Here is a 12,956-nt window from a genome sequence, read left to right as displayed (position 1 = left end):
GCAAACGGTGCTGAAAGCGGGCGAGCTGCGCGCTTTCTGGGCCGGGCTCCGCAGGCTGGCATCTGGAAGTCTTCCCAACAGGAGGAGAATCCGCTTGTGCGGCCGGCTCCTTGTCCTGATGCGACTTGGTGTCTCCCCACCGATGTGTCCCGAATCCAGCGGTCCAGACGGTGGGGTCAGCGGTGAGGTATGGGCTCAGTCGTCACATTCGATGCAGTAGGGGTGGCCGTCCTTCTCCTTGACCATCTGGGAGCGGTGACGGACCAGGAAGCAGGAGTAGCAGATGAACTCGTCCTCCTTCTGGGGGATGACTTCAACGATGAGTTCCTCGGCGATGAAGTCGCCGGGGAGATTGACGCCATCAACTGTGTCTGCCTCATCGAGCTCTAAAACCACACTGCGGGCGTCAGGGGTATTCGCGGTCCGCAGGGCCTCCAGGGACCTTTCCTGGACTTCCTTGACGTCAGAGCGGACTTCGTCGTAATCGGTTGCCACTGGGGCATCCTCATTTCTCTTGTTTGAGCTTGTCGCGATAGCAATATACAGCATCGACTCTGTATTCCCTGGGCACGGAAAGGTGTGCCAATGCGCGGCGGGCCGATCAGCATCCTGGAACTGTCGGTGAAGCCGGTGAGCCGGTCTATGGCCGATCAGGTCGGCTGAACGATCGCGCGATTGCCTGGATCGGGTACGCCGTCAGCCAGGTAATACCGGCAAGAACCGATAGGATCCCTACCGCGGCCAACTGCAGGATGAACATCAGCAGTGCCAGGACAAGCGTTCCGCCATAGGTCAGGGCATAACTCAGCGTGTCAGGGCTAAACGGCATTAGGGGTTACCGGGTCAGCTGCGGGGGAGCGGGGCGGCAGGTGCCGGTACAGGGTGGTGCGTTTCAGTCCGGTCTTGGCGGTGATCTCTTTCATGGAGAAGCCTTTGTCCCGCAGGAGGGCGGCGTGTTCGAGTTTGTCGGGATCGACCACGGAAGGCCGTCCCGTGCGCCGCCCGTTGGCGGACGCCACCGCCCGGGCGTGGGAGGCGCGTTCGGCCGCGTAGGTCCGTTCCATCTCCGCAAAGAGTGCCAGCAGGACAACCGCCAGCTGTGCCATGGGACTGTCCGGGTTGGACGTGTCGATCGGCAGGGGATCAGCCAGCGTCCGAACACCTACGCCGCGCTCTTTCAGTTCGTGGACCAGGTTCAGGGTGTCCCGCACTGTCCGGCCCAGCCGGTCCAGCGTATGGACGACGAGCACGTCACCGGCCCTGGCGTGGCGCAATGCGTCCTGAAGCCCCGCGCGATCCGTGGTGGCGCCGGACTTCTTATCCGAGAAGACGGTCTCGATGCCGGCGACCGCCAAGGCATCCAACTGCCTGGCGAGGTCCTGCTTAACCGTTGATACACGCGCGTAACCGATTTCCATGCCTAAACCGTACCGAAAGTTATCCCTGTGACAGGTGATTGCGGCGCGTGTTTTGGAACAACATACGGGACACGCGGATTACGCGGCACTCCGACGATCCAGATCCGTCGGCGAGTGTCCCACCGAGGGTGTCCCGGTTCCAAGGAACTGGGATAGTCCCAGTGTCGCTTTGCTTTGACTACGACTCCGCCGGCGGTGACTCTGAGGCGGAATGCGGTTCAACGGCCGCCGATAGTTCTTGAGAGGTTGGCCTCCATTGGGTTCTGAACTGCGCCTCTTCAAGGGAGACACCGTCTCCGAACCGTCCCGTAAGCGTCTCATTCAGGGTGATACTGATGCGGTCATCCTGTTCAACGACTTCCTTTATCGATGTAGTCCACATGAACCATGGATACGGTTCTTCTGGCGATGCGAGCTGATCTCTGGAAGTAGTTCCTGCTGGTTGGTGCAGGCGACTTCTGAAAAATGATCGTTGGTGCAGAGGACTCTTGAGCAGCATGCATTTCCGTGCAGGGCACTCCTGACATTTCAATGTCCATACTCGTCTGCACTACCCCGGAATTCCGCGGGTGCCTGTGCAAACGACTTCTGAAAACGACACACGGGGTGTGTCCCAGTTCAAGGAAGCGGGACACTGTCTGCCGACGTTAAGGGAGCAGATAATGTCGTCGAAAAATGACACTCTCATCCGTCGAAAGTGGCTCGTTTACGCGGTCAGAACTCGACTTCGATTGCTGCCATTGGTGCAACACGGTGGGCACTGTTTTTTGACATCCGAGGGTGCTATCGATTGGGTGCCTCTTCCGCCTCAAGGGTGAGGCCCAGCTTGTACTCCTCCGCAGTTGGCTCGTTCACCCAGTCGATAAGTTCGACGTCGTGTTTTCGCAGCACGCGGAGTACATCCTCCGGACTTACTCGGAAGAACTCTTTTCGGCGGTTGACCCGGTTCACTCGAAAGCCGTTGAAGTGATTGTGCAGCATCCCCTCGATGCTGACTGCGTCAGTGGAAAAGAAGAGTGCGTGCACGTCGTATCTGTAGGGAACTGCCGCGCTGCTCAGTTCCCGTATGCGGTCAAGCGGATCTAGGCGGCGGGTTAGGCCAATCTTGACCACATCGGGCCCGAAGGCTCCGATGTTCGAGATCACATAGACGTAGCCTGCCCGGATGTTGGCAGCCCGGAAGTCGATCTCCTTTAACTCGGCTTCGAGGCTGAGGATTTGCTCTTCGACTCTGGCGATTCCGGCCTTGTCGCCTTTTGCTTCTAGGGCAACCATTACGTTGTAGTAGTGATCCAGTTCCTTCTGGAGTTCGGCCCGCTCTGCCTGGAGTTCTGCCTGAGCCTGAGCTTCTTCTCGAAGTTCGGCGCGGCGCTCACGCTCCTCTTCCTTCTGCCGCAGAACGCTATTTCGGTGGACCTCTAGGAGCTCTAGCTCCCGTTCGCGCAATTCCAGGTATCGGTACTCAAGATGAGCTCCCAGCTTGCCCCCAGCGTCGTTGAGTTTGTTCCATGTCCTGACGAGTCGCGAGATACCGTCGCGGAAACTGCCCGTCTTCCGGGTCGCTTCAATTTCTACATGCAGATTTAGAATCTGCAGCATGACTGCTCCGATGCTGACGGCAGACTTCTTCGGCATCTCGACGATCGAACCGTCCTTGGCCGTCATCCGAAGTTCCCTTGCCGACACGGCCGACCTGCCTCTCAGAACTTCCTTCGCTTGAGTCCGAACGGATTCAATTTCGACCATGACCGATTCGGAGTTATCCGCGATGGTCCGATACTCGTTCAGCCCGAGGAAGGACGGAAGGTTGTCGGTTGGTGCTGACTCTGCTGCTTCCCGAACGATGCTAAGTTCCTCATTGGCGGCGTCTATCTCGGCCTGCAGCCTGACGAGTTCGGCCTGGCGGGTTTCATGCTCCGTGCCGTCAATGACGTGCCCGAGCTGCTCCCATCGCGACCCGTCCCACCACTGCACGAGAGTAGTAAGGTACTCATACCCTGGGGCCGGGTACCAGCCAGGCGGTTGAGACGTGGTCAAGATGTACTCCCTCCAAGCGGCGCCTGAATGCGCGCTTGATGACAGTACCAACGAACATTCGTGCAAGCGCAAGCAATCTATTCAACGCCCGACGAGGGTGGCTTTTGTCCTAGATCATTCCCCTCTCGCTAGAAGAGGGTTTGGCGGCAGCACCGGCAGGCTTCACTGGCCGCAGTTCCGGCCCAGATCGACGCCGGCGCGAGTATCCCCGTCATAGGAAACGGACGCCGTCGAGTGACCGGAGTGCACCGCAATCACTACTGGAGAGGTTTGGCCCCATCGCTGGGAGGCGCACTATTACTGTTTGCCACAGGAAAAGCATGCGTAGTGCGGCGGTTCGGTGCGCGGTCGTGGTGTCCAAGGATCCCGCCCAGCGAGGCTGGGCCCACTTCCTAGTCAGAACCCACCCAAGGGGCTCTTCTGACAGTGGGTTGTCAGCGCTGGCCGACTTCCATGGCCCCGGAGCAATGCCACGATGAGGCCGCCCCGTGGGCCGCATGCCTATGGTTGCTCCACTTCGAAAAGGATGCGTCGCTAAGCGAGAAACAACTATTGGCTTGATGCTGTCTCGAAAGCCTCCATACCGAGGCTGGCCACACGGCATAGTCCGCCAGCTAGCAACCCGAGAAGTCTGGAAAATTCATTGAGCTCTGGCTCGAATCCCAGGTGTGTAGCTGACACCATATGGATTACCGATAGGAACGTTGGACGTGCGACGGTCTCCGTAAATCGGGGGATGGGGCCAAGGGACCAGTACCCATCTTCCATCAGCACGGCACTCCGGATTCCTGACGCATCGTTATGTACATGACCGTTCGACGAGTCGACTAGCAGACGCTGGTTCTCGAGTCCGGCAATCTTCTCCAGGGAATCGAATGTGGGTCGCAGATACTTTCCGTCTTTTCTTCGCCCCATGAGCGGTATCGCCCAGCCGTACTGGCTTGCAAATGAACTCGACTGATCAGGAAGGCTGTGTGTTTCAATCAGGCGTTCGGCCGCTTCCCACCTCTTTCGCAGCTCATCTTCGGCCACAACTGCTCTGCCGTGCTTAAAGTAGAAGTCCGCAAGTCGTTTGGTCTGCACGACAAATCCATGGTCGAGGTAACGTTGGGCGATTCCTGTGCTGTCCTTTGCTATAAGTATCGCAGTCACGGACAGTTCGTGCAGTGTTCGCCAGCGTGCCGCTCCGCCTACCCATAGCCCGCCTTTGAGTAAGGTTTGTATCTCATGCAGCACCATGGTGGCCGATGCGTGAAGAAGGGATAGTGCATCCCTTGTAGATGAAAAATGATCGTGAACCAAGCCTGAGCGCTCAAGCATTTGAAGCCCGTTTTGTTCCATAGCAAAGATAACCGCGTCGAAGTAGGTCCATCCTTGCTCCCATTGTTGAAGGATGGGCTGTTGCTGAAGGGCAATCAGCTCCTTCCTCCGAGGGCTGCCGTTAGCCGCGAGTTCTAAAATATGCTCAGCTGTTCCGTCAATCCCGGACTCCAGAGTCCGCCAGTAGTTCGCAAGGTCCGGTGGCCAATCCGGGGGCGTTGGCTCCATTATTAAAGTCCCGTCATTTCCTCGTGGCATGTTAATGCAGGTGCTTAGCAACTGTACGTAGACACGGAAGGCACGGCAGTCGCGCTGGTTCCCCCGGTGCCCAGCTTTGGGAAGAGGTTCGCCGGCCTCGGGCGTTCCGACCACGAAGAAGCTACGTACAGAAGGGTCGTTGCGGGCAACTGCGGAGCTTGCGGGCCTTTCCGCGACACTTGCCAAACATCTTTAGGTTCGCGACGCTGGCCGGCCGGGTGCAGGAGCAACGATTGGATCGATCTTCTCGGCGGCCGACCAGATCTCTGAGTGTTCCTCCAGAAGCTTCTTAGTTGCAGATTGGCTCAGTTCCACCAGGGCGGTCACTTTTCTTGACCCCATAGAAGCGCCCATCATGTATCCCGTTCCTGAAGCAGGCAGGGCGTAACGGTCGTGAATGGCGGTCGATATTCGGACGTCCATCCGGGGGTTGGTCCCTGCACTAATTCGAAGAGCAACGTGCCGTGCACCCGGGTCGTTGCGAGACTCTCCTCTATCGATTACAGGTCGGGGCCCGGTGAGCACCCGACTAACCTTTCCTACCCGCGTAATCACGTTGAGGTCGGCTACCGCGAGATACGGGTCCACGAGCAGCACGCTGTCCATGTTGTTCAATGTACTTAGAACTTGAGCGTAGAAGTGCGGATCGCTGGGTTTGCCGACGAGGTGAAGCAACTCTTCGGTTTGGGGAGGTGTGTCAGGTTCGATATTCCGCGAATCGAGGTAGCCGATCATCTTGCGCCCCTGCTCGGAGGCGGAGTACGCACTCCCCGCGCGTTGAATCAGGCCCAGAGTCTCCAAATCTTCGGCTGCGAAGTTGCTGCCCATCATTCCTGAAAGCGGTAAGCCGCCTAGCGTGTTCGAGCGAGTGGCTGCGACCGCTGCCATCATTATCTGAGTCCGCGACGCAGACTCGACGGCAATGACGAAACGCAGTGCTTGCTCGTTGGTCTCGCTCAAGAAGTTCGAAGTCACCATGCAATAGTCCCAGACGATGGAGCTGCGGCCGCCATGGAAATCCTGGCCTACGGAGACAAGATCGGGGACTGCCCGCCGTATTGGTGGCTCATTGATTTGGCCGAGGGAGGCGCCGCCGGTGCAGATAGTGATGGAATATCGCCTAAGTTCCGACCGGACCCATGACCGGCATTGATCGTTGATGGGTTGGTCGTTCAATCTACTTCGGTTGTTTCGTCGGCGTCGCTGATCCTCTCCATGAGCCACGGTGTCGCGAGCGGGTTTCGCCGGAGGGTGGCTGTCCGGATGGCCGAGTGGGTGCCGGGACGGACCTGAACTTGCCAGTATTCGATGCTGACCAGGTGGCCGCTTCCCACAGTCGCGGTGCGGCGGGCATCCCAGTTGCAAGGAATCGAGACGTTGCTATTCGTTGGCCTGTCCGGGAGAGGCGCGGCCAGATCAGCAACGAGCTGCGGGTAAAGTCTGTTAGGCCCGCGCGGGCCTAACAGATCAGCGCGGCCTAAGATCCAAGGAGTATGGCACCAGTGACAGTGACGGTGACAGAGACGAATGTCGAGGAGCAGGTCGTACGGAGTGGCACAGAGTGACGGTGACAGAGACGAATGTCGAGGAGCAGGTCGTCCGCCGCAAACTCATCCACGTCCCGGCCCGCATCGCCACCAGCGCCCGGAAAATGGCTTCATCTCCCCGAAGCCTGGCCCTGGCAAACAGCAGGCAGGGCCTCTTCGAGCACCTCTACCCGCCGCCACAACCGGCCTGAACACACCAACCAGCCAGGCGCAACCAGACCACCAGTGTGATCCACCATGCCCAAACACCTCACCGCAGCCAGCCCGGAATTACGCCCGGGACCGGCTGCCGATCGGTGGATCAAGGCTAAGATCCAAGGAGTATGGCACCAGTGACAGTGACGGTGACAGAGACGAATGTCGAGGAGCAGGTCGTGAAGTCGCGCCATCGTGTCAAGACCTACGGTGAGGTCTTCACTCCGCGTCACATGGTAAACCGGATGCTCGACTTGGTCCGCGAGGAGTTGGAAACCGGCCGCGACTTCGTCGACAAGACCTTCCTTGAGCCTGCAGCGGGCGACGGCAACTTCCTGGTCGCGATCCTGCGTCGCAAGCTCCACGCGATCGAGAAGCGGTACCCGGTCGAGGAGTGGCCGGATGAGTCGCTGTTCGCTCTGGCCTCGATCTACGGCATCGAGTTACTGGAAGACAACCACCAGGACGCAAAGGCGATCATGATCGCCGAGTTCCTGGGCTTCCACCAGGCCCACGGCACTCCTTGCGGCCCTGACACCTACCTGCACCGGGCGGCGGTGTTTCTCATCGACATGAACATCGTCCGCGGCAACACCCTGACCGGCCAGACCCCGAAGGGGCAGGATATCCAGTTCTCTTGGTGGAATCGGATTGAGGGAGCCCCCCGCATGGTGCAGCGTGAGCCGTTCACGCTCGCCTCGTTGCGCGACGACGGCGGCTTCGACTTCACCATCTATGACAGCTATCAGGTGTGCCGGATCGACAAGGTCCACGAGGAAGTGAGGGCCGGTGCCTAATCCGAAGATCAGCACGTTCCGCGAGATCACTCCGTTGATCTATTCGTGGACGACGCCGGACATTCCCAAGTACGTCGGCTGGGAGAAGATCGGGTACACGGAGCAGGAGAGCGCCGACGCCCGTATTGCACAACAGGCATCCCAGCTGTCCGTCGAGAAGAAGAAGCTGTGGTCGCGCCGAGCCCTGTTCACGTCTGAAGCCGGTGGACGCTTCACGGACAGGGCTTTCCATGCCTACCTCCACCAGCAGGGCGTCGAGCGCGAGACCCAGCCCAAGCGCACGGAGTGGCATCACATTAAGATCGCGCCGAAGGGGTCACTAGAGTACTTCAACGACTTCGCCGGCCAGGACTTCCCCAACGTACCGAGCACCGGCGTGGAGGTCGACTACGTCCTGCGTCCCGAGCAGCAGGCGGCCGTCGACCAGGCAGTGGCTGCTTTCCAGTCGGGGCAGAGCGAGGTGCTCTGGAACGCCAAGCCGCGGTTCGGCAAGACGCTGACGACGTACGACCTGATGTCGACCCTGGACGTCCGGCGGGTCCTCGTTGTCACCAACCGCCCCGCGATCGCGAATTCCTGGTTCGACGACTTCGCCCGCTTCATCGGTCACCGGACGACGTTCAAGTTCGTTTCGGAGTCGCCGTCCCTGGCCGGCCGCACGCCCATGACTCGCGAGCAGTGGCGCGCCTTCTCGCTCAACCATCAGGATGAGGACCCGCGCATCGTGGAGTTCCTGTCGCTGCAGGACCTCAAGGGGTCGCAGTACTTCGGCGGCTCGTACGACAAGCTCAGGCACATTACACATTTCGACTGGGATCTCCTGGTGATCGACGAGGCCCACGAGGGCATCGACACCACCAAGACCGACGTCGCCTTCGACCAGATCAAGCGCCGGTGGACGCTGCACCTGTCGGGCACGCCGTTCAAGGCACTGGCCGTCGGCAAGTTCGACCAGGACCAAATTTTCAACTGGACCTACGAGGACGAGCAGACCGCCCGCCAGCGATGGGAGGACAACGGCCAGGAGAACCCGTACGCGGCGCTGCCGACGCTCAACCTGCTGACCTACCAGATCTCGCGGATGATCACGGACCGTCTGGCCGAGGGCGTCGCCATCGACGAGGACGCGGCGAACATCGACTACACGTTCGACCTCAACGAGTTCTTCGCGACGAAAGACAACGGGTTCTTCGAGCACGAGCCTGAGGTTCGCAAGTTCCTCGACTGCCTCGCGGCCAACGAGAAGTACCCGTTCTCCACGCCCGAGCTGCGCGATGAGATCCGCCACTCCTTCTGGCTGCTCAACCGCGTCGCCTCGGCCAAGGCACTAGAGAAGCTCCTCAAGAAGCACGACGTCTTCAAGGACTACACCATCATCCTGGCAGCCGGCGACGGACGCTCGGACGAGTCCGACCCGGTCGCAGCAGGCAAGTCCCTCGACAAGGTGCGCACGGCCATCACCGAGGCGGAGAAGTCGGACGGCAAGACCATCACGCTGTCTGTGGGGCAGCTAACCACAGGCGTCACAGTGCCGGAGTGGACCGCGGTCATCATGCTGTCGAACCTGTCCTCCCCGGCCCAGTACATGCAGGCGGCGTTCCGGGCACAGAACCCCTGCACGTTCGAGCGCGGCGGGCACGTCTTCCAGAAGCAGAACGCATACATCTTCGATTTCGCGCCCGAACGCACGCTGACGATCTTCGACGCCTTCGCCAACAACCTGCACCCGAACCCCTCGGGCGACCAGCGCGTTCGGCAGGACAACATCCGCCGGCTGCTGAACTTCTTCCCGGTGCTGGGTGAAGACGCTGAGGGTCGGATGATCGAGCTTGACGCCTCCCAGGTCCTGACGTTCCCGCAGGTATTCAAGGCCCGCGAGGTCGTGCGCCGCGGCTTCCTGTCGAACCTGCTGTTTGCGAACGTCGCCGGCATCTTCCGGTACTCCGAGCACGTCAAGGAGATCCTGGACAAACTGCCCACCGCGAGGCAGGGCAAGGTCAAGACAGGGGAGCCCATCGAGATCCCGCAGCCGCCGCCCATCACAGACCCCGGCGGCAACGTCCAGGTCGACGTGGAGACCGTTATCAACCCCAAGGTCTCCGAGCTCGGCAAACCCGTCTACAGCATCGAGGAAATCCCTACCCCCGAGCCCGACGCCCCGGCGTCCACGGCGGCGACAGCCATCGCCAAGGCGGTGACCGAGCAAACCCGCTCCAAGCGCGAAGAGTTGACGAAGGCCTACGGGCTCACCGCCACGCAGGTCCAGCGCGACATCAAGCGCACCGAGCAGGCCGTGAAGGACCAGGTCGAGCGCACATACACCGAGCACAACATCGCAAGCAAGCACCTCGAGGACGCACTGAAGAACGCAGCCACAGAGACCGAGGCCCAGGCTGTCGAGGCCAAGAAGGCCGAGCAGGACGAGGCGTTCAAGGCGAACGTCATGGCGATCGTCGACAAGACGATGGAGGAGGTCGTACCCGAGGTGGTGACTCGCGAAGAGACCAAGAAGGAGCAGAAGCGCGCAGACCAGACGATGGACGACGCCCGCTCCCACCTGCGGGGCTTCGCCCGCACGATCCCCATGTTCCTCATGGCGTACGGGGACCGCGGCATCCGGCTGTCGAACTTCGACGACTACACGCCCGACGACGTGTTCGAGGAGATCACGGGCATCAGCGAGGCCGAGTTCCGTCTGCTTCGCGACGGTCAGGAGGTCACCGAGGAGAACGGCACCGTCACGAGGATCCCGGGCCTTTTCGACGAGACGGTCTTCGACCAGGCCGTCCAGGAGTTCCTGGACAAGAAAGAGGCACTCGCCGATTACTTCGACGACTCACAGACCGAGAACATCTTCGCCTACATCCCGCAGCAGAAGACGTCCCTGGTGTTCACCCCCCAGTCCGTGGTCAAGACGATGGTCGACGCCCTCGAGGCCGAGAACCCGGGAATCTTCACCGACCCGGACAGGACGTTCGCGGATCTGTTCTCGACCGCAGGCCTGTTCCTGATGGAGATCGTGCGCCGCCTTGACACCGGCCTTGCCGCCGTGATCCCTGACCAGGACGACAGGCTCAAACACATCCTGAACTCGCAGGTCTTCGAGATGAGCCACGACAGGATTCTCCACGGGATCACCGTCGAGGCCGTCTCTGGCGGCGTCCCGGAACGCAAGGCCTGGATCAAGGACTCCGGCCACTTCAAGGTTGGCAACCTCGCCAAGATGACCCCGGAGGAGCGGCAGAAAATGGTCGACAACATGCTGACGGAAGGGCACTGACCATGAGCAAGAAGTTCGACGTCGTCATCGGCAACCCGCCGTACCAGGATGACCTGATTGGCGATAACGGAACGAAGTCTCCGCCGATCTACCACCTGTTCATGGATGCGGCTTTCGAGATCTCTGAGCGGACGGTCTTGGTGACCCCTGCGCGATTCCTTTCGAACGCGGGCCAGACCCCGAAGTCCTGGAACCAGAAGGTTCTGTCCGACGAGCACCTCAGCGTGGCGCTGTTTGAGTCCTCTTCGTCGGCGATCTTCCCTGGGACCGATATCGACGGCGGGATCGTCGTCACGTATCGCGATGCCACGCGTGTCATCGGCCCCATCGGAAACCATTCACATGTCCCGGATACGGTGAAGTCGCTGGTCGACGCTGTCACGGCGCGATTGACGACATCTCTTGCGGTGACTATCACCGAGCACCCGTGCACGTGGAACCCTCGGGTCTTCTCGGAGCACCCTGAACTGCGTGAGCGCATCCCTGCCTCGAGTGGCCTCCGCTTGAAGACGAACACATTCGAACGAATGGGCGAGGTCTGCCTGAAGACCGACCCGAACGACGGTAGTTCGTACGTCGAGATCCTCGGACTCTCGAATCGGAAGAGGGAAGTGCGGTGGGTTCGCCTCGACTACCTCGTAACTCCGGAAGTTGTGGACAAGTACAAGGTGATCATCGCCAGCGCCGATGGAGCTGCTGTTAAGTCCGGGAGGGTCGTTGGCGTGCCGTCGGTCGCCGCGCCGGGCACTGGGTTCACCCAGACGTTCATGTCTATCGGGCGGTTCGATACGGAAGCAGAGGCCGAGGCGTGCGCGAAATACGTGAAGACCAAGTTCGCCCGCTCGATGCTCGGGGTTCTTAAGACGACGCAGCACAACTCAGCAATCAAGTGGAAGTACGTCCCGCTGCAGGACTTCACGCCGGGGTCGGACATCGACTGGTCGAAGTCGATCCCGCAAATCGACCAGCAGCTGTACTCCAAGTACGGGCTCGACGCCGACGTGATCGCCTTTATAGAGGCCCAGATCAAGCCAATGGAATGACCGCTGGAGATGCGTGCCAGAGGTGGATCTCCGCGCTCATCTGCGAGTAGGTGGAGTGCTGGTCTTCGACAGCAGGAACACCGGAGCCCGTGAGCGGGAAAGCTGGGGCTCGCAGGAGCGCTCTCGCCGCGACAACCCACATGGGCCGCTCGTTGAGTGGGCAGAGGTGTCGGAGCCTGACGATGGCATCGTTACCGCCAGGTTCCACAACGAGTTTCTGCGAACCGGTGAAAGCGTGACCGAGACGGCGCGCTTCGCTTTCCGCCAAGGACGCGAAAGTGCTCTCAAACGCCGGACGTGCACAGCTGGTGAAGAGGTGTCAGGTGCGTAGCGCCGAAGGGGTATTCCGTCCAGGAAGAAGAAATAGGGAAGAATCTCAGTAGCAGCCTTTATCTGGCTAACTTTCCGATGATTTGCTACTGAGAAGCTAGGAGAACGATGTCAAAGACCAAAAATGCACCCAATGCTGCGAAAGTGAAGCCAGTTTACTGGCATGGAGGGGATGGGGGGCTGACAGTGGGTGACAGTCTTCTGCCAAGCAACCAAATTCCAGCCATGAAGTTGCTCTATTCGCGAACCCCTAAAGAGATTCTTGGCACTCATGACCCCGATTTCGCCTACATCACCACAAATTTGGGTCTGGCCTTTAACTACGCTCTACGACATGCACAAATCACGGGGAGGCCTGCCGCGGTATACAAGGTTGCCCCATCAGGAAAGCCTTTGCATGATGTTGATTATCCGGTTGGGGTGAGCTTTCGCTGTCGGACCGCAGTGGTCCTAGGTATTGAGGGCGATAAGGTCAACGGCGATGAAGCGCTAAGTGTTGAGGGCCTGCAAGCGAATACTTGGCACGACGACACCCAACTGTACGACCCTGAGGGGTACCCGTCGCCGAACGATTTACAGAAGAAGTTTGGTATCACCCCCGCAGATCTCAGGGGCATGGGAGTTGGTGCGCCAATGGACCATATTCTGAAGACAGTCTCGGAAGTAATACAGATAAAGAACCCTGGTATCACTCAGGATGAAATCAACGCGGCTGATCCGAAATTTGTGCT

General features: G+C 59.8%; 10 protein-coding genes. 5 read left to right on the top strand and 5 right to left on the bottom strand.

Translation table 11 applies throughout. The annotated features are described in order from the left end of the window. Positions 1-195 precede the first annotated feature (195 nt). From ACVWZ8_RS23220 to ACVWZ8_RS23200, 5 genes are all read right to left on the bottom strand, one after another. A complete protein-coding gene (locus ACVWZ8_RS23220; protein ID WP_456506170.1) occupies positions 196-495 on the bottom strand; it encodes a DUF4193 domain-containing protein in 300 nt (99 codons plus the stop codon). A 323-nt stretch (positions 496-818) separates the two neighbouring features. Next, on the bottom strand, positions 819-1,418 hold the full coding sequence (locus tag ACVWZ8_RS23215) for a recombinase family protein (RefSeq protein WP_456506169.1): 600 nt from the start codon (positions 1,416-1,418) through the stop codon (positions 819-821). A 783-nt stretch (positions 1,419-2,201) separates the two neighbouring features. Further along, positions 2,202-3,392: a GIY-YIG nuclease family protein gene (locus ACVWZ8_RS23210; RefSeq protein ID WP_456506168.1), complete on the bottom strand. Its 1,191-nt coding sequence runs from the start codon at positions 3,390-3,392 to the stop codon at positions 2,202-2,204. A 612-nt stretch (positions 3,393-4,004) separates the two neighbouring features. Continuing rightward, the gene (locus tag ACVWZ8_RS23205) at positions 4,005-5,003 is read right to left on the bottom strand and encodes a DUF5677 domain-containing protein (protein ID WP_456506167.1); all 999 of its coding nucleotides are present in this window, start codon (positions 5,001-5,003) and stop codon (positions 4,005-4,007) included. Between the two features lie 222 nt (positions 5,004-5,225). Then, positions 5,226-5,993 (bottom strand): hypothetical protein, encoded by a 768-nt coding sequence (locus ACVWZ8_RS23200; RefSeq protein WP_456506166.1) that lies wholly within the window; start codon positions 5,991-5,993, stop codon positions 5,226-5,228. A gap of 607 nt (positions 5,994-6,600) precedes the next feature. Here ACVWZ8_RS23200 and ACVWZ8_RS23195 point away from each other — a divergent pair. The 5 genes from ACVWZ8_RS23195 to ACVWZ8_RS23175 form a co-directional block, all read left to right on the top strand. Next, positions 6,601-6,771, top strand: a complete 171-nt coding sequence (locus tag ACVWZ8_RS23195; RefSeq protein WP_456506165.1) for a hypothetical protein — start codon at positions 6,601-6,603, stop codon at positions 6,769-6,771. Positions 6,772-6,912: 141 nt separating this feature from the next. Then, complete coding sequence (locus ACVWZ8_RS23190) at positions 6,913-7,572, top strand: hypothetical protein (protein WP_456506164.1); 660 nt, start codon at positions 6,913-6,915, stop codon at positions 7,570-7,572. Continuing rightward, positions 7,565-10,852: a DEAD/DEAH box helicase gene (locus ACVWZ8_RS23185; protein WP_456506163.1), complete on the top strand. Its 3,288-nt coding sequence runs from the start codon at positions 7,565-7,567 to the stop codon at positions 10,850-10,852. Before ACVWZ8_RS23190 ends, ACVWZ8_RS23185 begins: the two co-directional genes overlap by 8 nt. A gap of 2 nt (positions 10,853-10,854) precedes the next feature. Beyond that, positions 10,855-11,895, top strand: a complete 1,041-nt coding sequence (locus ACVWZ8_RS23180; protein WP_456506162.1) for an Eco57I restriction-modification methylase domain-containing protein — start codon at positions 10,855-10,857, stop codon at positions 11,893-11,895. Between the two features lie 438 nt (positions 11,896-12,333). Continuing rightward, positions 12,334-12,956: hypothetical protein (locus ACVWZ8_RS23175; protein WP_456506161.1), on the top strand; the 623-nt coding region annotated here is incomplete at its 3' end.

It is taken from the genome of Arthrobacter sp. UYCu723, assembly GCF_054059215.1.
Note: the sequence above shows the minus strand (reverse complement) of the source record. Positions and strands in the feature narration are given on the sequence as shown.